At 55.5% G+C, this 20,826-nt stretch carries 20 protein-coding genes; 9 read left to right on the top strand and 11 right to left on the bottom strand.

The window, feature by feature from the left end:
- Positions 1–2: 2 nt before the first annotated feature.
- Positions 3–695 (bottom strand): response regulator, encoded by a 693-nt coding sequence (locus IPN69_19900; GenBank protein ID MBK8812974.1) that lies wholly within the window; start codon positions 693–695, stop codon positions 3–5.
- A gap of 155 nt (positions 696–850) precedes the next feature.
- On the opposite strand from IPN69_19900, the gene IPN69_19905 reads away from it, so the two are divergent.
- A complete protein-coding gene (locus tag IPN69_19905) occupies positions 851–1,363 on the top strand; it encodes a Spy/CpxP family protein refolding chaperone (protein ID MBK8812975.1) in 513 nt (170 codons plus the stop codon).
- A 250-nt stretch (positions 1,364–1,613) separates the two neighbouring features.
- Positions 1,614–1,901: a hypothetical protein gene (locus IPN69_19910; GenBank protein MBK8812976.1), complete on the top strand. Its 288-nt coding sequence runs from the start codon at positions 1,614–1,616 to the stop codon at positions 1,899–1,901.
- Positions 1,902–2,080: 179 nt separating this feature from the next.
- Here IPN69_19910 and IPN69_19915 read toward each other — a convergent pair whose 3' ends face one another.
- Positions 2,081–2,713: a hypothetical protein gene (locus IPN69_19915; GenBank protein MBK8812977.1), complete on the bottom strand. Its 633-nt coding sequence runs from the start codon at positions 2,711–2,713 to the stop codon at positions 2,081–2,083.
- Between the two features lie 476 nt (positions 2,714–3,189).
- On the opposite strand from IPN69_19915, the gene IPN69_19920 reads away from it, so the two are divergent.
- Positions 3,190–4,023 (top strand): hypothetical protein, encoded by an 834-nt coding sequence (locus tag IPN69_19920; protein ID MBK8812978.1) that lies wholly within the window; start codon positions 3,190–3,192, stop codon positions 4,021–4,023.
- On the opposite strand, the gene IPN69_19925 is transcribed toward IPN69_19920, so the two are convergent.
- Positions 4,024–4,578: a PqqD family protein gene (locus tag IPN69_19925; protein ID MBK8812979.1), complete on the bottom strand. Its 555-nt coding sequence runs from the start codon at positions 4,576–4,578 to the stop codon at positions 4,024–4,026.
- 164 nt (positions 4,579–4,742) lie between these two features.
- Between IPN69_19925 and IPN69_19930 the strand changes: the two genes are divergently transcribed.
- The 3 genes from IPN69_19930 to IPN69_19940 all read left to right on the top strand — a co-directional run bounded on the left by IPN69_19930 (position 4,743) and on the right by IPN69_19940 (position 7,036).
- Positions 4,743–5,039 carry a hypothetical protein gene (locus IPN69_19930; GenBank protein MBK8812980.1) on the top strand — a complete coding sequence of 99 codons (297 nt, stop codon included), beginning with the start codon at positions 4,743–4,745 and terminating at the stop codon, positions 5,037–5,039.
- A 337-nt stretch (positions 5,040–5,376) separates the two neighbouring features.
- Positions 5,377–5,952, top strand: coding sequence for a hypothetical protein (locus IPN69_19935; GenBank protein ID MBK8812981.1), 576 nt, complete (start codon positions 5,377–5,379; stop codon positions 5,950–5,952).
- Between the two features lie 46 nt (positions 5,953–5,998).
- A complete protein-coding gene (locus IPN69_19940) occupies positions 5,999–7,036 on the top strand; it encodes a 50S ribosomal protein L11 methyltransferase (protein MBK8812982.1) in 1,038 nt (345 codons plus the stop codon).
- Positions 7,037–7,104: 68 nt separating this feature from the next.
- Here the strand turns inward: IPN69_19940 and IPN69_19945 are convergent, their stop codons facing one another.
- The 3 genes from IPN69_19945 to IPN69_19955 all read right to left on the bottom strand — a co-directional run bounded on the left by IPN69_19945 (position 7,105) and on the right by IPN69_19955 (position 10,042).
- Positions 7,105–8,352 carry a hypothetical protein gene (locus IPN69_19945; GenBank protein MBK8812983.1) on the bottom strand — a complete coding sequence of 416 codons (1,248 nt, stop codon included), beginning with the start codon at positions 8,350–8,352 and terminating at the stop codon, positions 7,105–7,107.
- Between the two features lie 141 nt (positions 8,353–8,493).
- Positions 8,494–9,069 (bottom strand): PqqD family protein, encoded by a 576-nt coding sequence (locus IPN69_19950; GenBank protein MBK8812984.1) that lies wholly within the window; start codon positions 9,067–9,069, stop codon positions 8,494–8,496.
- Between the two features lie 166 nt (positions 9,070–9,235).
- The gene (locus IPN69_19955; GenBank protein ID MBK8812985.1) at positions 9,236–10,042 is read right to left on the bottom strand and encodes a DUF1223 domain-containing protein; all 807 of its coding nucleotides are present in this window, start codon (positions 10,040–10,042) and stop codon (positions 9,236–9,238) included.
- A gap of 383 nt (positions 10,043–10,425) precedes the next feature.
- Here IPN69_19955 and uvrA point away from each other — a divergent pair, with 383 nt between their 5' ends.
- Together uvrA and IPN69_19965 are read left to right on the top strand one after the other, a co-directional pair.
- A complete protein-coding gene (gene uvrA, locus IPN69_19960; GenBank protein MBK8812986.1) occupies positions 10,426–13,233 on the top strand; it encodes an excinuclease ABC subunit UvrA in 2,808 nt (935 codons plus the stop codon).
- Positions 13,234–13,438: 205 nt separating this feature from the next.
- On the top strand, positions 13,439–14,050 hold the full coding sequence (locus tag IPN69_19965) for a transposase (protein ID MBK8812987.1): 612 nt from the start codon (positions 13,439–13,441) through the stop codon (positions 14,048–14,050).
- A 184-nt stretch (positions 14,051–14,234) separates the two neighbouring features.
- Here IPN69_19965 and IPN69_19970 read toward each other — a convergent pair whose 3' ends face one another.
- Complete coding sequence (locus tag IPN69_19970; protein ID MBK8812988.1) at positions 14,235–14,534, bottom strand: DUF2695 domain-containing protein; 300 nt, start codon at positions 14,532–14,534, stop codon at positions 14,235–14,237.
- Positions 14,535–14,556: 22 nt separating this feature from the next.
- Between IPN69_19970 and IPN69_19975 the strand changes: the two genes are divergently transcribed.
- Positions 14,557–14,805 carry a hypothetical protein gene (locus tag IPN69_19975; protein MBK8812989.1) on the top strand — a complete coding sequence of 83 codons (249 nt, stop codon included), beginning with the start codon at positions 14,557–14,559 and terminating at the stop codon, positions 14,803–14,805.
- Here the strand turns inward: IPN69_19975 and IPN69_19980 are convergent.
- The 4 genes from IPN69_19980 to IPN69_19995 form a co-directional block, all read right to left on the bottom strand.
- Positions 14,755–15,120 carry a hypothetical protein gene (locus tag IPN69_19980; GenBank protein MBK8812990.1) on the bottom strand — a complete coding sequence of 122 codons (366 nt, stop codon included), beginning with the start codon at positions 15,118–15,120 and terminating at the stop codon, positions 14,755–14,757. The genes IPN69_19975 and IPN69_19980 overlap by 51 nt on opposite strands.
- Position 15,121: 1 nt before the next feature.
- On the bottom strand, positions 15,122–16,384 hold the full coding sequence (locus IPN69_19985) for an MFS transporter (protein MBK8812991.1): 1,263 nt from the start codon (positions 16,382–16,384) through the stop codon (positions 15,122–15,124).
- Positions 16,385–16,601: 217 nt separating this feature from the next.
- Positions 16,602–19,475, bottom strand: a complete 2,874-nt coding sequence (locus IPN69_19990) for a proprotein convertase P-domain-containing protein (protein ID MBK8812992.1) — start codon at positions 19,473–19,475, stop codon at positions 16,602–16,604.
- Between the two features lie 106 nt (positions 19,476–19,581).
- Positions 19,582–20,814 (bottom strand): hypothetical protein, encoded by a 1,233-nt coding sequence (locus tag IPN69_19995; GenBank protein ID MBK8812993.1) that lies wholly within the window; start codon positions 20,812–20,814, stop codon positions 19,582–19,584.
- Between the last annotated feature and the right edge of the window lie 12 nt (positions 20,815–20,826).

The raw sequence follows: 20,826 nt of genomic DNA on the forward strand, positions 1-20,826 counted from the left end.
TCTTAAACCGCGGTGTAAATGTAACCGACCGAACGGATGGTCTTGATTCGCTCGCTTCCGTCGGCCCGGAGTCCGAGCTTTTTCCGCAGATTCGAGATGTGCATATCCAAACTCCTGTCATATGGCGAAAGACTGCGGTCGAGGACCTTCAAGCTCAGGTCCTCCTTTTTGACGATGTTTCCCGCCTCGGCCGCGAGCGATGTCAGCAGATCGAACTCGACCGCCGTCAGTCCGAGGTCGACGCCGTTCAGCTTCGCGGTTCGCGCGCCGAGCGAGATCTCGATATCTTCGACCGTAAGCGTTTCGTGGCCCGCGTTCTTCGATTCCGTCTCGACGCGCGCCCGCCGCAGGATCGCCCGGAGCCGTGCCACGAGTTCGCGTGGATTGAACGGCTTGGCGAGATAGTCGTCAGCGCCGATCTCGAGTCCGACGATGCGCTCCATATCGTCGCCGCGCGCCGTAAGCATCAGAACCGGGATCGCCGATGTCTTTCGCAAATCGCGCAGCACGTCGAAGCCGTTCTTTTTTGGAAGCATCACGTCGAGGATGACTATCCCGTGATCGCCCGCCAAAGCGCTTGCGAGCCCGGCCTCGCCGTCGTGCACGGCGTCCGTCTCAAATCCCTCGACGGTCAGATACTCGGCCACCAGATCGCATAGTTCCTCGTCGTCGTCGATGATCAGAATCTTGTCCATCGACTAGATTTTACGCCAGTTTACGATGCCGCGTCCCAACTTTTACATTTCTTTACACATCATCGCGATAAATTGACGTTCGCGGCCGGCGGGAATTCGTCTTATACATTGAACGGCAAGAAATTGCATTCGATAACAAGGCTTAAGGAGAAATTATGAAAAAGGCAACAATCGCAATACTGGCAGTGGCATTGATCTCGCTCGGCGCGGTGTTCATCTTCGCGCAAAAGGGCGAATGGCGCGGTCCGCGCGGCGGCGGATTCGGACCGGGCCGCGGCTTGATGATGATGGCCGAAAAACTCGGTTTGTCGGAAGAGCAGAAAACGCAGGTCAAAGCGATCCTCGAGGAATCGAAGACCCGCGTCCAGCCGTTGATGGAAGCGGCCAGGGCGAATCACGACGCGATCAAGAATCTCGGAACGGACGGAACCTTCAACGAAGCGGAAGTAAACCGCCTCGCGGCCGCGCAGGCGGAAACGACCAAACAGCTGATCGTTGAAAAGGAAAAGACGAAGGCTGCGGTTTTCGCCGTCCTGACACCGGAACAGAGGGTCAAAGCGGCTGAGTTCAAGGAGCAGATGAAAGAACGCTTCAAGGACCGTATGCCGGGCCCGTTCGGCGGTGGACGCCGCGGCGGCGGATTTGGCGGCGGATTTGATAAAGACTAACGAACAAGGGCAGTTCAAACGGGATCACGGCCGCCACTCGCGGCCGTGTTTTTTTCTGCCGGGAATTTGAACCACGAAGGACACAAAGCCACACGAAATTTTCGTACCGTTGCCGGTAAAGCAACCGGCGGTCAGAAACTTCGTGTGGCTTCGTGTCCTTCGTGTTAGATCCGGCCGATCCGAATGAATGTAACCTTATTCTCCCTCCGTTCGTATTGACAAAACCAATCTTTGATTTAGGATATACGCAATGCCGACGACTTTGACCGAATTCGAAGACAAGGAACGTGGAAAAACGGTTCTTCGCGTCGAAGGTTCAATGACGCTCGAAGACGCGGAACTCCTCGAACGGATCGCGCTCGACCTGCGGGAAGAGCGGGGCCGCAACATCACTTTCGACCTTTCGGACATCGATTTTCTCGACAGCGACAGCGCGCCGGTATTGATCAAGCTGGTCCGCGAACACGGTTTTGAGATAGAAGGGATCGAGTTTTTTCTGCAAACCATCGTCAATGACGCGGAAAAGGCGCGCCATTGACCGGAGCGCACTGGAGCGCAAGCGTCCCCGCTTGCAATGAGCGCGGAGCGCGAACGGCGCCCGGGAAAAGAGCGCATTGAGTTCAACGGCTTTACGGCGTTTCACGCCGTTGCAAGCGGGGACGCTTGCGCTCCAGTCGGCTTGCGCTCCAGTCGGCTCGCGCTCCAGTCGGCTCGTGCTCAGGGTGCGAATATCGCCGCCAATTCCTTCATCAGATCCTTGAATTCCGAACTCTCGAGCTGATCCGGATTGCGCGTTGCGCGGATCTTGATGAAGTTGTTCTCGAACGAAAATAGGTAGAGTTCCGAGACTTTCCGCTGCCCCTGAACGCTGAACTCATAGCGGGCGTAGTGAGACTCGATTGAATCTCCAACCGTCGCGGTGCCGGTTTTCACCTCTTTCATATTCTGATAAATTCCGGCTTTTCCGACGGCGAGGATCTCCTCCCTCACGCCTTTGTATTCGCGCAACACGATCGCGTCGTTGATGTCGTCGGCGATCTTCCGGTTCCCTCCGTTGTAAACATAGATCGTGACGCGGCCGCCGCCGTTGGATTCGTAGGTGTAGCTGTAGCCGAGTTCCGGAGTCGGATAGGTCTGCTTCGGGCTCATCGTCCAGCCTTCGATCTCGGGGAAAAGCAAAGTCGTCTTCTTGGCGTTCGTCGGCGTCGGCGTCGGCTTAACCCTCACAACCGGCGCGATCTCCCGTCGGTCATCACGCTTTTCCGACGGCTTCCCCGGATCCTGCGCAAGCGCGGCGACGGCGAGGACAATGCCGACGACCATCGGCGCTGAGAATCTTAGAAATGACATTATTACGAATACCTCGTTGGTGGTTTGCGAACCCGAGTAGTTTACGCGAGGCAGGATATGCGGTCAATGGTCTTCTTTCCGTGAAACCGCTCACACGGCATTTTGAATTGCACCGGGCATAGTCGAAAATATCCTTGGAGCTTGTCGTTACAATCGATTCAATGTACGGAGCACACGAACGTACGATAGCGCCACGTGAAACGGCGCGGAACCCGAGTGTCAACCACGAACGACTCCAACGTGCATTTGAAACACGCGGACCTGTTGCAACCACGAGAGTTACGCGTGTTCCACACGCGACGGAGGTTGGCGCGACCGGCCACCACGTTCGGCTCCGCTTCACGTGGTGCTATCGCAAGTTCGCGTGCTCCGCACGCTTGAAGAAACAAACTCGGTTCTCAATCGTTTCTCCGACAGACTCCTTGAATTCACAGGAGAACACCGATTTCAGTCACAAGACCGGCGACTGACAACTTATGAAGCGGACCGTAAATCAATACAGGCTTGGAATCGAGTCGTTCGGTGTCCGCATCAGCGTCGAAACCAACGATCCCGGAGCGCTCCGACCGATCCGAGACGCCGTTTTCGAGGCTCTGCCGGGTTGCGTCCGTGAAACCCTTAACGACGAATCCGAACATCGTTTCGTTTTCTTCCGAGACGAATTCGGCGATTTCAGCGTCTTTAAGGACCGCGAAACGGTCATCGAAAGCGCCGACCGGGCACGTGCTCTCGTTTATCTGGTTTCGCGAATTCGAACCGCAGCCGCGGAATTCGCCGTCGACCGCGTGTTCTTGCATTCAGGCGTGGTCAGCTGGAACGGAAAAGCGATACTGTTCCCCGGCGAGAGTTTCAGCGGAAAGACGAGCCTCACGGCGGAGTTCGTCCGGCGCGGCGCGGTCTACTACTCGGATGAATATGCCGTCCTTGACGGTGCCGGCCGCGTTCACCCTTTTCCTAAGACGCTATCTATGCGGGGCATCATCGACGACTATCAGCAGGTTGAGCATTCGGCCGAGGCGATCGGCGGCAGGTCCGCAACCGAAAGCGCGGTTGTCGGCGCTGTCATCTTCACGACTTTTACGAAAAGCGGGCATTGGGAGCCCGCCCCGATCACACAAGGTGAGGCGATGCTCGAATTGATCAAGCATACGCTTCCGATCCGAACTTCGACAGAATTTTCGCTGACCGTGCTCAAACTGATCGCCAGCAACGCGATGCTGCTAAAATCAGATCGCGGAGAGGCGACCGCTACCGCGCCGTCGATAATTGAATATCTTGACCCGAGATTTCGAACTGCCCATCGATCCTGATCAGGGTACGCAGTTGTCGGCCCCTAGCCCTTGGCTGAGACACCGGCAGTTTGTATCGGCACAGGCCATCGAAAACGCACCTGAAGGCGTACAGAACATTCCGGCGGGCTGATTGTCGCCAAGCCCGCATTGGCACCCGCCGACGAGCGTCATACAGAGCGAGTTGGCGTGGACTGCCATCGGCGCGGAAAGCGACACCAAAACAGGCAGCGCGACAAGCGATGCGGCGCCTATCCGCTTGATCACGTCGCGGCGCGACACTCCGGCGAAACGCGCTTTCACATCGGGTGCGTTTTGGATCAAAGACGCTTTTGCCAACTGGTCGAGCGCAAGCCAGAGAAGATCGTCATCGACATCAGATCCAAGCCGCACGCGCGCGAAATCGCGAATCCCTTTAAGATCGCGATTACCGTCGCAAGCGGACCAGACGGCCGCCGAGGTCTCGTTGAGACAATATGCCTGGTTCTTGTCGAGATCGTAGATCAGCACTTCGCCGTCGAGTTCCTGAACGACGAGGTTGTCGTGACGGCTCAAAGGGTTTCGATCTTTATGCATACGGAACATACTCCTTGAAACAACCTGGCTTTATGCGGGAAATTCCTGTAAGAAAGAAAGCCCAAGTCTGTTACAATCTTAGCTTTGGCGACTAGGAGGGTCAAGGCCTCCCTTACGCGGGGCCGCCCGAACACGGAGTTGCCGGCCTCGTTTGAGCAAAAGAAATGTTGTCTGAAGACACAATGCGCGAAAATGACCATTCCGGGAATGAGGCGCGCCGGAAGCTCTGCGAACTGCCTGTCGGCGCGCGCGTGATCATCCGCTGCAAGCACGACTGGCGTTCGGCGGCGATTTCAAGGCTCGGCGAAGAACGCGTCGTCCTGACGATCGCCTCACCGACCGGAAGAAACTACCGCAAATCGTGCCCGGCCGAAACGTTCGTCGATCTCGCCGGCACGCTCCCCGTCATCGGCGAAGGCCCGTGGCGCGAGAGTTTTGTCAGGTATGATTATCGATGGTAACCGTTTGACCCTATTTTTTGCGTTAATTTACCTTTAGAAAGTGGCTACGAAATCGACCGGCAAGACGAAAAAACGAGTTTATGATCGCTCACGCGGAAAGGAGTTCCGTCATCATTTCGTCTTTGAATCCTACGGCGTCAAGATCCGCGTAACCTCCAATGAAGCGGAAGCTATCGAAGAGATGAGAACGGCGGTAAGGCGCACTTTTTCGAACTGTTTTGCCGAACTTGAAGACGCCGCGGCGGATCACACGTTTTTGGTCGCCAGGAACGCGAGCGGCAAGGATACGCTTTACAAGAACGGCGAGAAATTCTATTCGCGACTCGCGCGAGAGGCGTTGATAGATGTCGTTGATTCGCAGTTGCGGTTGACCGTTGCGCAATTTACCAAAGAGCGCGTTTTTGTCCACGCCGGCGTGGTCGCTTGGAAAGAAAAGGCGATTTTGATTCCCGCTCCGAGTTTTCGCGGCAAAAGTGCGCTGACCGCGGCGTTAGTGAAACTAGGTGCGATATACTATTCCGACGAATATGCGGTGCTTGACGATAGCGGCTTTGTTCATCCTTTCGCAAAGCCACTTTCAATTCGAGGCGAGATTGACGATTTCACACAAGTTGATTATGCGGTCGAAGATCTGGGCGGCAGTGCGGGAGCTGTCGCAATCCCGGTTGGAATGGTGCTGATCACGGAATTTAAGCCAAATGGAAGATGGACTCCAAGACGACTGAGTCCGGCGAACGGAATCGTTGAAATGATTAAGAACACGATTCCGATCAGAGACAATCCGGCGAAAGCGCTGAAAGTATTGAATCAAGTGGCCAAGTCTGCGGCATTTATCAAGTCATCGCGCGGTGATGTTTCAAAACACGCGGATGTGATCCTTCGTTTTTTTGAAACCGAAGTTCTATGCCCTTGATTTCTGTTTCTCGTAATTGTCCTGAGGCTATGCCACTTTGCTTTTCATGAAAAAGAAAGAAAAAGACGAACAACTAGCGATGCATCTTCCCGGTCTGCTGCAATATCACCAGGTGATGTTGACTGATCCAGTCCGGAACAAATTGCTTTTTGAAGCCATTAGCAGCAACGTCAACGATGAAACAAGATTTCTTGATATCGGAGCCGGGACGGGCGTCTGGGCGATCATTGCCGCCAAACTCGGTGCCCAACGCGTCGTCGCCGTCGAGGTCGAAGAGGCTCTAATACCGATCATTTACAAACACGCGCAGGAAAACGGTGTCGCCGACAAGATCGAGATAATTCACGGAAATTCGAACGATGTAAAGATCCGCGGGAAATTCGACGTAATCGTCAGCGAGTTGTTCGGGAGCGACGCGTTCGGCCCGGCGACTGTTCAGTCCTTCGTCGATGTGAGAAAGCGCTTTTTGGCTCCGAACGGCGTTTTGATCCCTCAGAAACTTGCGATGTACGTGGTTCCCGCGGAGATTGAACGACCAACGTTCGGCTTTCCGGCCGAACTGCCGATCACCTTCGATTTCTTAGGGTCATTAAGACTAAACTACTTTCAGAATCTCGACTTGGCAGCTCGCTCCGGCGTTCGTTTCCTTGCTGAACCGCGCGTGATTCTAGAGTTGGATTTTGCATCGGTCGTGGCCCCGCCGCTGACAACGAAGCCTACCGTCTCTTGGGAACTCGATAATCTGGCGCAGGTTAACGCTTTCGTTGTTTTTAGTCAATCGGTTTTCACGAATGCGATCACGATGGACAGCTTCGATTCGCAAAGCTGGGGCGCGAATGCGTATCAATTTCAACCCTTTGCTGCGTCTGCGGGCGTGGTTGAGTTTCAAATGACGATGGACGGTCCGAAGTCTATCTGGTCGGTCAGTTTGCCCTCTCACCCCGAGATGTCGCCGCGAAGCTACGCGCCGATGTTCGCACCAGCCCGGATCCGTATGGTCCAGCAGACGACCCCGCACCGTAAATTTCGGCCTCGGCCAGCCCCCAAAACGCTCGAATCGAGTTCCGCCAAAACAAGAGACTGAATTAGGCGTTTGGAGAACGGAAGAGAACACGATGGCATTCGATTAAGAGCGCGCTTCAAAAGAGGAGGCTAATTCAGTTGGCCCTGAAAATCTTTCGAGACATAATGGAAAAAAAGCGATATCGACCGGTGCCCCTTCGGCAAAGGGTATCGGTAGTGAACAAGTTCGCGGCCTCTGTAAACTAATCCGTCACCGCTCTTGAGGTAGACTGCCGTATTCGGGTCGTCAATTTGATTGCCTGCCGGAAATTCCTCCGAACGAATGTCAAACGCCCCTTCCAAGTCGACTCCAGGGTGTTTCAGAAACAACGCCCAAGGCGAAATGTGATCGTCTGATTCCGGTAAATAGTCGACTTGAAATGAAATACTGAATTCACATTGCGCCCTATCGACGTGTGGCTTTAGATCAGCGCCTTCGACGTAAGCGCCGGCGTAAACATATGAAGGAATGACTTCGTGTCCTACCACTAAGCTCATCAACGTTGTCAGATTCCGATGAAAGAAACGCGCGAGCGGTTCGTTGTGTTGATAAAAGCGCATGCTCTGCGAATCGTCAAAAGGCATAAATCCCTGCTCTACATATTGCCGGTAATAACGGCGCATCGCAGCCATTTGGACCTTCGGGAGACATTGACGAACAATAGCATACTTGTCCTTGGCGTGGGCTGTTCTCGCTGCCTCTACAATTTCGTTCTTTTCTTGCCTTTTTTCCTCGAGCAGGTCCAAAGTAGTCAGTATCTTGGCCTTTATCAATTTGCCGATTAGGTGAGCGTCAATCGGCAACGGCGGTTTTTCTCCCGCCTTGAATCTCGAGAGCACCGCACTTTGATCGGAATTGAGCCAGTACCCGACTTCGATTTCGGTTATTGGCTCGGTCAACCAAACGGATTCCGCCCGAGCTGACAGGCCATCTTGCGTAACCCATTTGGTGAGATTGGCTAAATCTATCGGTTGTATCCGAAACGACGGATTGACAATAAGAGACGAGATGCCCAGGTCATACGGTAGAGCCTCGATTTCATCCAGAAGACAGAAAAACAACGGTCGTTGAGGCACTTCCCTTACCTTAACTAAAACGCCGTTTTGCTCAAGAAGATCGCGCTCAATGCGATCGATGTCTCGCGCGACATCAAGGAAATCCAATCGGGTTTGCGAAAGCTCGATGAAAAGCTCGTACAGATTCGGATATTCCGGTTTTGAAATTCTCAAGGTTTGTAGCCCTCGGCGTGGAGTTGGTGCAACCAGAGTGAACGAATCCTCCAGTCCATCCAACGTGAGGACCTGCAAGTACGGGTTCACTGTCAGCTTATCGCTCATCTGATGGTGGATTATCGAGTTAAGTCCGATGCGCAATATAAGCGGTCGCACCGCCGACCCCACGAAATCCGCCAACGATCCAGTTCGCGAGTCCAAAGACGCCTAAACCAACGGATTCAAGGGGTCGAGATCAACTCCGCATCAAGCGCACCTCCCTCGTGCATTGTTCCCAGAAGGACAAGACCACGGCCCCTGACAGGAACAACCCATAGGCGCAGGGGAGCAAGTCGGCGACGCCCCCATGTACGCCGGCGGCGGAAGCGTAGGGCAATTAGGATACGGAGTGTTGCAGACTGCATTATTGTTCGGCCCGCAAAGAGAGACAGCAGCGTGAACAGCCATTGGCGCAATCAGAGACGCTACAATCGGAATCGAAATTGCCGATCCAAGTCCGATTTTCTTGATCACTTCCCGGCGCGACATTCCTTCGAAATAGTCCACGACCTCCGAACCGTTTTCGAAGAGCTTTTCCTTTTTCAACTGATCGATCGCGAGCCAGACGAGGTCTTCGTTGCTTTCGGCGTTCAGCTTTTCGCTGACGTAGGCATTGATCTCCGCCACATTTCGTTTGCCATCGCACGCCTGCCAGACGAGAGCCGAGGTCGGATTGAGACAAAAGGCCTTGTCATTTCGAAGATCGTAGATCAGCAGTTCACCGTCCACTTCCTGAACAACGAGTTCATCGTGACGGCTTCTGGGGGTCGAGTTCTTTTTCATAATTTTTCTGTGATTCGCGTGACCAGGCACGCCGGTCCATCGCCGAACCTTTGACCGAGACACCGACAAGTGGGAAAAACAACCGTCATTAGAACAAAGATAGGCACGAGAGTCAAGCAATTCCTCAAGTGTTACGTTAAGTTCAGAGTCGAACCCGTTTTCCGCATCAGGCACGTATCGCCGAACAAACGTTACGGCTCAAAATCCGAACATCACCGCGCCGATGATCTTTCTCGACGCATTTTCCTGTATGAAAACCACCGAGCGGAGAGAACCGCGTTTCCAGTCTGGACTGGAAACCTATCCGGTCGCTGATCGCGACAGTACTCGTATCCGAGCGCACCGGACCGATCGCACGGAGTTCGCGGACGACCGACGCGTGTTTCAACGTCCGGCCGCGATTTTCACCTCCCGAGATCTCGCGGGTGATCTCGTCCTCCACGACCGCGACGAAAACGGTCGCGTCCTCGTGTTTCGGAATCGAATCGATGTTGATGTTCAGCTCGTTTCCGACGAATTTCGCTTCTATCGCAGCCTTCGGATGTTTCGCCGCGTCTTGGATTAGCCGCGTCGCGCGGCCGGTGTCGCTTCCAACCACTTCGAAACGGCCGTCGATGACCATCTGCGGCGTGTATGCCGAATCAAGCTTGAACCGCGACGCGTAAAACTCCTGCCGCTGCGTAAAAAGCGGCGACGAGAACTCGTCTTTCCAGCCCGAACGGTCCCAGTAATCGACGTGGAGCGCGAGCGTGATGATCTCGGCATTCGGAACGGGCTGCTCGCGGCGCAGGAACTCGAGCGCCCGTTCCGCCGCCGGACAGCTCGAACATCCTTCGGACGTAAACAGTTCGACGATCACCGGCGAAACCGTCGATTGCGCCGCCGGCGTTTCGGGGAGTTTTTGACTTTCGACCGTCTGCGAAACGCACGCGGAAAGAATGAACGCCAAGAACAGAATGATCAGTTTTTTCATCGCGAATCGATGATACCAAAATGCAGGTGTCCAATCGATATCCGTCTCACGAACGTAAGTCGTTAAACATAGATAATTTATTGCTCTTTTTCGTTTTTTGCGACCTGATTGCAGTTTCATATGTCTTCGGAACCGTACATCCAACGTCTTCCCTTCGTGCAACTTCGTGCGCTTCGTGGTTCCAAGAACGGTCGTCTTTCTTGGAACCACGAAGCGCACGAAGTTGCACGAAGAACAGGAACATTCCCGTGTATCCGTGTCGGCGATGACGTGTTCCGGTTGATTCGACGGATACCAAGCCCCAAATTCTTTAATCCCTGTTTTTGTCCGTCCCGACCGATTTGTTAAAATGAAATTTTTCATTCGGCAACGGATTCCAGACTATGAAGGCAAGCTCGCAAATCGCGGAAGACAGGATCGAGGTTCGCGGCGCACGCGTTCACAACCTTAAGAACATCTCGTTTTCGATTCCGGTCAATAAGATGACGATCGTCACCGGCGTTTCGGGCTCCGGCAAGTCGAGCCTCGCCTTCGATACGATCTACGCCGAGGGGCAGCGGCGTTACGTCGAATCGCTTTCGGCGTACGCGCGGCAGTTTCTCGAACGGATGGACAAGCCGGACGTCGACGAGATCATCGGCATCGCGCCGGCGATCGCCATTCGTCAGAAAAATTCGACCCGAAACCCGCGCTCGACCGTCGCGACCCAGACCGAAATATACGATTACCTCCGATTGCTTTTCGCCCGCGTCGGCCAGACGTTTTGCGCCGCCTGCGATACCGAAATAAAAAAGGATTCGCCCGAAAGCGCTGCCGACGATGTTCTCGGCAAACTCGAAGCCGGAGCGCGCTTTTACGTGCTTTTCCGGATCAATGACGACATTTTCGCCGGCAAGTCCGCCAAAACGACCGAAAAGGCGCGGCGGCTGCACGTCTCCGCGGTTTTGCTGTCGCTGATGCAAAACGGTTTCACGCGTCTGTTCCGCGGCGGCGAGACGATCGACCTGCAAACGCCGGAAGACTACAAGTTCCTCGATTTTGACGGGACTTTCGTCCTCATCGACCGCCTCAAGGCCGAGCCCTCGATCCGTCAGCGCTTGGTCGATTCGCTTGAGATCTGTTTTCGCGAAACCCGTTCCGCGACGATCCTGTCGACCGCCGGGACGGAACTCAATTTCTCGGACGCGTTCGTCTGCAAAAACGACGGCTCGGTCTACGAAGAACCCGAACCCCGCCTTTTTAGTTTCAACTCGCCGTTCGGCGCCTGTCCGACGTGCCAGGGATTCGGGAACGCGATCGGAATCGACTACGATCGCGTCGTGCCGAACGATTCGATCTCGATCGCCGACGGCGCGATCGAACCGCTCAGCCGCCCGCAGTACGCCTGGGCCCACAAAGCGTTGGTCGCTTTTTGTCACAGCGAAGAGATCTCGACCTCGGCGCCTTTCAACGAACTTACGGCGAGCGAACAAAAGGCGATCTTCGAGGGAAAGGACAAATGGAAGGGCGTCGTCGGATTCTTCGAATGGCTCGAAACCAAGAAGTACAAGCTCCACGTTCGCGTTTTTCTGGCGAAATACCGCGGTTATACGACGTGTCCCGAATGCCGCGGCGGACGGCTCAGAAAAGAAGCGCGTGCGGTCAAGATAGGCGGAAGGTCGCTGCCGGAAGCGGTCGAAATGTCGATCAAGGACGCAACAATATTTTTTAACGAGCTGGAACTCTCACCGGAACGAGCGACGATCGCCGATAAACTGCTTTTGGAGGTTCGCCGGCGACTGAAGTTTATGGTCGATGTCGGGCTCGATTACCTGACGCTCGACCGGCTCGCTTCGACGCTCTCGGGCGGCGAGGCGCAGCGCATACAGCTCGCGACGAATCTCGGCTCGCTTCTTGTCGGAACGCTCTACGTGCTCGACGAGCCGTCGATCGGGCTTCATCCGCGCGACAACTCGCGCTTGATCCGGATCCTCGAGAATCTCCGCGACATCGGCAACACGGTGCTCGTCGTCGAACACGACGAAGACACGATCCGGGCGGCAGATCATATCCTGGACATCGGGCTCTATGCCGGCGAACTCGGCGGAAACATCATTTACGAAGGTGATTTCGAGGGAATGATGCGTTCGGAAGAGTCTTTGACCGCGAAGTATCTCCGCGGCGAGGCCGAGATCAAGATCCCGCAAAAACGTCGCGTTGCGTCGGATCGACGAATCTCGATCAAAGGCGCGCGCGAACATAATCTGAAAGATGTTTCGGTCGACATTCCGCTCGATATGCTGGTCTGCATCACCGGCGTTTCCGGATCCGGCAAATCGACGCTCGTTCACGACGTTCTTTACGCCGGGATCAAGAAATCGCGCGGTGAATGGCAGGGACAGGTCGGACGTTTTCGCGAGATCGAAGGCACCGGGAACATCGACGATGTGGTGTTGGTAGATCAGTCCCCGATCGGCCGCACGCCGCGTTCGAATCCGGTCACGTACATCAAGGCCTACGACGCGATCCGCGAGGTGTTCGCGTCGACGAATCTATCGAAATCGAAAGGCTACAACCCGTCTCATTTCTCTTTCAACGTTCCCGGCGGACGCTGCGAAACCTGTCAGGGCAGCGGAACCGTGACCGTTGAAATGCAGTTTCTCGCCGACGTCGAACTGACCTGCGAAGACTGTCGCGGGACGCGTTTCAAGTCGGAAATTCTCGACGTCAAATACAAGGGCAAGAGCATCGCCGACGTTTTGCAGATGACGGTGCGCGAGGCGATCGTTTTTTTCAAGGACACCAACAAGCTGGTCAATCGGCTGAAGGTCATCGACGCCGTCGGGCTCGGCTATCTGCGGCTCGGACAGTCGGCTACGACGCTCTCCGGCGGCGAGGCGCAGCGCGTCAAGCTGGCGGCGCATCTGTCGCAAAAAACGCAGTCGCGGACGCTGTTCATTTTTGACGAACCGACGACCGGACTTCACTTCGACGACATCAACAAACTCCTCGGCGCATTTCGCGCCCTCATCGACGGCGGCGGCAGCCTTGTCGTCATCGAACATAACCTCGACGTCATCAAGACGGCCGATCACGTCATCGACCTCGGCCCCGAAGGCGGCACCGGTGGCGGCGAAGTCGTCGCGACCGGCACACCGGAAGAGATCGCGGCGAACGACAAGTCAATCACCGGCAAGTATTTGCGGCTTTAGGGCGCGACTGGAGCGCAAGCTGACTGGAGCGCAAGCGTCCCCGCTTGCAATGAGCGCGTAGCGCGAACGGCGCCGGGGAAAAACAGAGTTAAGATCCGCTGAGGCTTTACGGCGTTTTACGCCGTTGCAAGCGGGGACGCTTGCGCTCCAGTCCGCTTGCGCTCCAGTCGCGCTCCAGTCGCGCTTCAATCGCACTCACGAAGATATGAAAAACAATTATCTATTTCAGCCGAAGGGCTTTCGTTCAAACCTCGGATGGTATGACCGTGGCTACATCCCTCATTTCGACGGCGGTGAGATCCCGCAGTTTCTTACTTTCCGGCTGTTTGATTCGCTTCCGGCGCACGTCGTCGAAAAATGGCGGATCGAAACAGCAGATACAGGCGAAGCAGGCCGGGTGATCTTTCGAAAGAATGTCGAGAATTACCTTGATTCCGGTTACGGCGAGTGTTTCCTGAAGAACGAAGCCGTCGCGGAAATGGTCGAGAACAGTCTGCTGTTTCATCACGGCAGCAAGTATGGGTTGATCGCTTGGGTCGTGATGCCGAATCACATCCACTTTCTGGCGACCCCGTTTGAAGGCGTCGAGTTGGCCGAGATCGCCCATTCGATCAAATCTTACACTGCGCACGAGGCAAACAAGATTCTTAATCGATCCGGTCAGTTCTGGCAGCACGAGCCGTTCGATCGATACATCAGGAATCAGCGCCATTACGTGAACGTGATCGATTACATCGAGAATAACCCGGTCAAAGCTGGCTTGTGCAGGAATCGGTCGGATTGGCGATACTCGAGCGCGTGGGGTGAACGCGCCTGAAGCGCGACTGGAGCCTGACTGGAGCGCAAGCGTCCCCGCTTGCAATGAGCGCGGAGCGCGAACGGCGCCGGGGAAAAACAGAGTTAAGATCCGCTGAGGCTTTACGGCGTTCCACGCCGTTGCAAGCGGGGACGCTTGCGCTCCAGTCGGCTTGCGCTCCAGTCGCGCTCCAGTCGGCGTGCGGTCAATCGAACGCTTTTCGCCAGGCCGGGACGATCTGCTCCAGCACCTTGCAGTCGCAGAAGCCGCCGTTTTCCTGCAGCCACGAACTGACGCGTGGAAAATTCAGACGGTTTTCCATCATAAACTGCATCGCGAACCGCAACGAGTGATTGCATTCCTCATTTTCCAGCTTGAATTCAAGAAAATCGAACAAGTCTTCAAAATCAAACTGTCCGGCAGGCAAAGACTTGAGGAATTCCTCGAGTTCTTCCCCGCTCAATTGCGCTAAATTCTCGATCTGTCGTTTTCGTAAAATGGCCATAGGTTGATTTGCGATTTTCGATTTGCGATTTGCGATTTCGGATATTTCGGATTCCAGATATTCCGGATTCCAGATTCCAGATATTCCAGATATTTCGGATTCCAGATATTCCAGATTTCAGATTCCAGATATTCCAGATATTCCGGATTCCAGATATTACAGATTCCAGATATTCCAGATTTCAGATTCCAGATATTCCAGATATTCCGGATTCCAGATATTACAGATTCCAAATTTCGGATTTCAGATTCCAGATTTCGGATCTATGTGATTTGCGATTTTCGATTTTCGATTTTCGATTGCAGTATTCGAACTGGAATCCGGAATCCAAAATCTGGAATCCAAAATCCGGAATATCTGGAATCTGGAATCTGGAATATCTGGAATATCTGGAATATCTGGAATCCAAAATCCAAAGTCCGGAATATCCGGAATCACTGCAATCGCAAATCGCAAATATCCAAAATCTTGAATATCTGGAATCTGGAATATCTGGAATATCTGGAATATCTGGAATATCTGGAATATCTGGAATCCAAAATCCAAAGTCCGGAATATCCGGAATCACTGCAATCGCAAATCGCAAATCACAAATCGCAAATCCCCTTCTCCCTCTCAGCTTCTTCCCGCTCGCGGCGCTTTATGCCGTCGCGGCCGTCGTATGATAAGAATTTCGGCAAAAAGGCAGCGACCAGGAGCACTGCCGCGACGCACATTATTCCACCCGAGATCAGCGCCGGGCCGTTACCGAAGCGTTCGGCGACGAATCCCATTTTCGCACTGCCAAGGTAAGGCCCCGTAAGATAGCTTATCATCTCGATGCTTGCCAGACGCCCGCGCATAAAATTCGGGACCGTTTGGTTCCAGACCGAACCGCGGAAAATCCCGCTGATCATATCGAAAAAACCTGCAAGCACGAGACAAAATAACGCCACCCAAATGTTCGACGCAAGTCCGAAAAGGAATATCGCCACGCCCCAGAGCGCGGCCGCGCCGATTATCATCCGGCCGTGCTTGTAAACGAATTTGGTCCAGCCCGAGGTCAGGCTCGCGGTCAACGCGCCGAGGGCGATCGCGCCGTAAAAGAAGCCAAGGTATTTTTCACCGTACTCCCTTGCCAGCGCCGGATAGAGCGCGTGCGGAAACGCAAATAGCATCGCCGCGATGTCGATCAGGTAAGTCCCGAGCAGATCCGGGCGCGAGAACGCATATTTCCAGGCCGCCAAGACGTTCTTGACACTGGGTTTGTCCGCATTCGCCTGCGCCGGAACCGCGCTGATAAGAAAGACCGCGATGAGCGACGCGGCAAAAGTCACTAGATCGACGGCATAAGCCGTTTTGGCGCCGAACGACGTCGTGATCAGACCGGCGACGACGGGACTGATGACCGCGCCGAGGCTCCAGCGCATCGAATTGAGCGCCATCACGGCCGACATCATCTCGACCGGGATGACCTTTTGAATGAACGATTCGAACGCCGGCCGTTGAATCGCGGCGAACCCGGCGTGCAGCGCGGCGCACAGAAAAATGACCCAGATCCGCGGCGTCGCCAGCAGTGAATTGATAAGAAGGATCGATGTCACGAGCGTCTGGCCGATCTCGGTCAACCGCAGGATGCGCCGGCGGTCGAAAGCGTCGGCGATCGCACCGCCGACGAACGCGAGGATCAACATCGGGAAGAACTCGGCGAGCGCGATGAATCCGACCATCTCGCTCGAACCGGTCAGCGTGTACATCTGCCAGTTGATCGCGACGATCGAGATCATCGTCCCGAAAAATGAAACCAGCTGCCCGAAGAAGAGCAGCCGGTAATCACGCGAGACCTTGAGCGGTGTGATGTCGATTAACACAATTCGATTTTCGGACCGCACGACCGGAGCGCAAGACTGGCGCGCAAGCGTCCCCGCACTGGAGCGCAAGCGTCCCCGCTTGCAATGAGCGCGGAGCGCGAACGGCGCCGGGGAAAAGTGCGCGCTGAATCCCCAAGGCTTTACGGCGTTTCACGCCGTTGCAAGCGGGGACGCTTGCGCTCCAGTCGGCGCTCCAGTCGTGCGCTCCAGTTACGAGTTACCTCGGCGGTATCGGCGTGTCGCCTGCAATTCCCCAATTCGGTCCGATGAACGTATTGTCCGAACTGCGGAGAATGTACCAAACCCCATTCCGATAGACCGCGATATCGGTCCTTCGGTCGCGGTCGTAGTCGCCCTGAACCGGGACGTCCGTTGCGAGCCCCCACGCCACGATGTCCGTCGAACACGTCGCGCTGTTACGGATATACCACGTACCTGCACGGAAAACCGCGAGGTCCGCCTTACGGTCGCGGTCGTAGTCGCCGACGACCGGCGTGTCGCCTGTCGTTCCGAACTGCTCGATCCGCGTCGTTCCGTAGAAACTCTGCTGGATGTACCACGTGCCGTTGCGGAAGACAGCGATATCGGCCTTGCCGTCGCCATCGTAATCGCGCGGCACGAGGTTGTCGCCCGCCAATCCGAAAGCAACGAACTGGACCGCGCTATCCGAACTGCGGCGGATGATCCAGGTTCCGGCGCGAAAAACCGCGGCGTCCGTCTTGCCGTCACCATCGTAATCGGCCGGGACAGCAATATCGCCTGCCGTTCCGAAGTAGATCACGCTGAAGTTGAAGCGCGAGCCCTGCGAAATGTACCAGCGGCCCTCACTGGCACGGAAAACGGCAATATCGACGTCTCCGTCCCCGTCGTAATCGCCGGCCACCGGCGTGTCGGTGTCAAGGCCGAACTGCTGGCTGGTGACGCTCGCGTTCGAGCTGTTGAGAACGTACCAGCGTCCGTCCGTCGCGTCCTCACCGTTCGTGCGGAAAACGGAAATGTCGGTTCCACCGTCGGCGTCAAAGTCCGCGCTGGCCGGAGTTTTAAGGGCGACGACGCTGACATCGTCTACAGCCACGCCCGCGAATGGAACCGTATTGTCCTGATCCATATGGAACGTGACGGTCACGGTTTTGCCCGCAAATTCGGTGATGTCGTACTCCCTGACGGCCCAACCGGCGCTGCCCTGAAGAGTGATGTTCGGACTTCCGACGATCCCGGTCATCGTGCCGTCGGTATGTTCAAACACCCGCCGCGTCAGACCGCTGCCGCCGACCTCCTTGACTTCGACGTAGTAATGGTCGAAGCTCGCCGATTCGACCTGATACTTGTGCGCCCAGGAGAGCTTCAACGCGCGGCCCGCCTGACCGGTAAGATCGATGTTCGGCGAGATCAGGTCCTGCGTGATATTCGTACCCGCGGTCGGAGCGTTGTTGTATGTGTTGTCGAGATCGGTCTTCCAGCAACTCGTTCCGCTGAAGCAGTTATCGATGATCGCCGCGCCGGCGACGTTGGTCGTCGGCAAACCGCGTTCCCATTCGTCTCCGGTACCGGAATGCGTGAAGCCGCCGTCATCGGTCTCGAAATTCGAACTGTAGATCGTCTGCTCGAGCGCCGGAACGCTTGCGAGCGCCGGATCTTCGCAAACCGTGACGCTCCAACTGTTGAGCGTTCCGGCATCCGCAACCGTGTCATCGCGGGCGGTCAGCGTCCACGTGCCCTGCGCGTTCTCGCCTTTCAGCCAAGACAATCTGGTGAAGTTCTCCGGCTGGTAGTGCATCGGCTTGACGACCGTGAAAACGCCGATCGGAAGCGCCGCATCGTCGTCGAAATTGACGTCCAGATCGAGCAGATTGGCCGTATTCGCCGTGGCGCTGCCGACATCGTTGAAAAGCGTCATCGAATTGCCCTGCGGACTGGTGATGTCGAGGTCGATATCGGCCATCTTGGCGTGCGTGATGTTGACGTTGACGATCGCCTTGCTGATCCGCTTGCTATCCGGAATGCTGATCGTCTGGACCGCGTTCGGGCTCGTCGGATCAGGTCCGATCGGCTGCGCGGCATTTGCCGTGGTGTACGTCGTGCACTTGCTTTCCTTCGCCGGGATGACCGTCACGCTCAGATTGTAGGTGAAGGTCGGCGCTCCTGAACCGGGGGACGACGGATCGACGTACGCATAATAGGTTCCCGCCTGTTTGATCGTGAACATAAACGCTTCCGAGTTGGGCGAACCCGCATTCGTGTCGTTGACGACCAACGTGAAATTGCTGAATGTCGAAAGACCCAACCTGCCGTTCCAAGTCGCGGCATCGCGCTCGGGGTCGAAATCGAGGCTGAGGAAAACCGTGTCGCCCGCGTTTGCCGTGAACGAATAAAAATCCGCGGCGTCAGTCGTGGAACTGATCGCGCCGCTCATAAAACGGCCGGCGTTCATCGGCGTCGCGGTGGCCGTCGAATCGTTCGGCTCCACTTCCGCTCCCGGACTGCCGCCCTGAACCTGAAGATAGAGGTCGTAATAGCGAATTTGCGTGGTCGCCGTCGAGCCGGTCACTTTCAGATAATAAAGACCCGAGCTCGGAACCGTTCGGCCCGCGATGCTCGACGCCGCAGTCGCAAAACTGCCGTCGTCGAGATCCGTTTCGATGATCGTCGTGCCGTCCGAGCCGATCAGGTCGAGCGTCGAATTCGTTCCGCCCTGACCGGAAGATGTTTGGGTCGCCGCAAAAACGCGATCGCCGGCATTGGCGTAGAAAGAATAAAAATCGACGTCGGCGTTCGGATAAATGTCGCCGCGAACGCGAATCGCGCTGCCGCCAAGCTTGGTTGCCGCCGCGGCCGTCTCGTTCGGCTCGACCTCGTTCGTCGAAACGTAATTCTCCGGCTCGTCGATGCCGTTCTTCTTAACGAGCGGGTCAACGACGGGCGAGTTTTTCCCGTTGCCCGCAAGAAATTGTGTCGAATCGGTCGGCGCCACGTCCACGACTTCCTTTTCGGTGCTCTGCGCCAACGAGATTCCGCCAAGATAGAAGATCCCCGCCGCAAACGCCGCAAAGGCGGTTGCCAGGATCCATTTGCGCTTATTTAAATTGATCATGATTTTCTCCGTTTTTTTGCAGAACCCGATCAACCGACCGAGTCTGAAGTTGAATTGATGTGCCTATATTTTACTACACCTTGATCGGAGAAGTTACCCGTGGGACCTAGGGTTTGACGTGATCGGTCCAGAAAAAGAGATACGTCGCATAGGCGTTGACAAGGATGGAAAAGCCGTAGAGCGCGATCTCCGGCAACGTCGATTTCCGCGACCCGTTTTCGAGCAGAATGACGAACATCCACGGCAGCAATATCATCGCGTAACGATAGCCGAACTGCCAGCCGCCCGGATTGCCGTGAATCCACAGTACGAAGGTTAAGACGGCGAGCGCGAGCCACGCGGAGTTCTTCAAAGTCCGATCACGGCTTCCGCGACGCAAAAGAAACAGCAGGAAGGGACTGCTCCACCAGATCGCGCCGCCGAAACCCGTCGGCACGAAGTACGGATAACTCGCCACTTGTCTCCACGGCGTCGCCAGCATTTCCCAGGCGTTCTGCGGAATATAATGGAGCGAGAAAATCCCGTAGCGGTACCACGGTTCGTCAAGCACACCGGGAATGCGAGCGTAACCGAAATCGATGAACGAATCGAAACGAATCTGGTTGTAGATCAGAGTCGAAACACCGAGCATAAACGGGACGGCGCAGAACAGTGCAAGGCCAGCGATCTTCGAGCCGTTCTCGATCACCGGAACACTCGGATTCTCGCCCGGCTCCGACGAATCGCGGCAGAGCAAATACATAAATATCGGAGCCGTCAACAAGATCTCGGTGCGGTTTCCGAATGCGATCGCGAAAAAGAATCCGGCCGCCAGCGGCCGGCGCCGGAAGACCGTGAAGTAGATCGCGCCGAGCTGCCCGACCATCGACCATCCGAGCGCGAGATGCCAGGCTCCGGCCATTGTCAGATTCGTCCACATCCAACTTCCGAAAACGATCCCGAAGGTCACGAGCAGAAGTTTTGAGAGTTCGAGTTCGTACTCGCGGGCAATCAAACAGAATAGTCCGAAAACGGCCGCGCCCAAGATCGATGCGATCATCGCGGCCGGCATTGTTTCAACCAGTCCGGCGACTTTCAGAGCGGAAAACGGAATCATCGAAACGACGGCCCCAAACGGAAACACGGAATACCAGTTTCCCTCGTACGGAACAAACTCGTTGAGCCAGGTTGGCGGTCTTTCCTGAAAACCGATCGCGCCGCGCAGCAGGTTGTCGGCGACGCGGAAAGTGTAATCGTAATAATACTGCGGCTTCGGATTGCTGACGAAATAGATCGCCCCGACGATCGCGACTACTGAAAGGATCAGAATTGTGTTTTTGGCAACGGAAAGCCGCGGCATTGTGACAGTTTA

This window comes from Acidobacteriota bacterium, from assembly GCA_016715115.1.
GTDB lineage: Bacteria > Acidobacteriota > Blastocatellia > Pyrinomonadales > Pyrinomonadaceae > JAFDVJ01.

Coding starts and splice junctions, on each gene's coding strand:
- IPN69_19900 (MBK8812974.1), bottom strand. CDS start 695: ATGGACAAGATTCTGATCATCGACGACGACGAGGAACTATGCGATCTG.
- IPN69_19905 (MBK8812975.1), top strand. CDS start 851: ATGAAAAAGGCAACAATCGCAATACTGGCAGTGGCATTGATCTCGCTC.
- IPN69_19910 (MBK8812976.1), top strand. CDS start 1,614: ATGCCGACGACTTTGACCGAATTCGAAGACAAGGAACGTGGAAAAACG.
- IPN69_19915 (MBK8812977.1), bottom strand. CDS start 2,713: ATGTCATTTCTAAGATTCTCAGCGCCGATGGTCGTCGGCATTGTCCTC.
- IPN69_19920 (MBK8812978.1), top strand. CDS start 3,190: ATGAAGCGGACCGTAAATCAATACAGGCTTGGAATCGAGTCGTTCGGT.
- IPN69_19925 (MBK8812979.1), bottom strand. CDS start 4,578: ATGCATAAAGATCGAAACCCTTTGAGCCGTCACGACAACCTCGTCGTT.
- IPN69_19930 (MBK8812980.1), top strand. CDS start 4,743: ATGTTGTCTGAAGACACAATGCGCGAAAATGACCATTCCGGGAATGAG.
- IPN69_19940 (MBK8812982.1), top strand. CDS start 5,999: ATGAAAAAGAAAGAAAAAGACGAACAACTAGCGATGCATCTTCCCGGT.
- IPN69_19945 (MBK8812983.1), bottom strand. CDS start 8,352: ATGAGCGATAAGCTGACAGTGAACCCGTACTTGCAGGTCCTCACGTTG.
- IPN69_19950 (MBK8812984.1), bottom strand. CDS start 9,069: ATGAAAAAGAACTCGACCCCCAGAAGCCGTCACGATGAACTCGTTGTT.
- IPN69_19955 (MBK8812985.1), bottom strand. CDS start 10,042: ATGAAAAAACTGATCATTCTGTTCTTGGCGTTCATTCTTTCCGCGTGC.
- uvrA (MBK8812986.1), top strand. CDS start 10,426: ATGAAGGCAAGCTCGCAAATCGCGGAAGACAGGATCGAGGTTCGCGGC.
- IPN69_19965 (MBK8812987.1), top strand. CDS start 13,439: ATGAAAAACAATTATCTATTTCAGCCGAAGGGCTTTCGTTCAAACCTC.
- IPN69_19970 (MBK8812988.1), bottom strand. CDS start 14,534: ATGGCCATTTTACGAAAACGACAGATCGAGAATTTAGCGCAATTGAGC.
- IPN69_19990 (MBK8812992.1), bottom strand. CDS start 19,475: ATGATCAATTTAAATAAGCGCAAATGGATCCTGGCAACCGCCTTTGCG.
- IPN69_19995 (MBK8812993.1), bottom strand. CDS start 20,814: ATGCCGCGGCTTTCCGTTGCCAAAAACACAATTCTGATCCTTTCAGTA.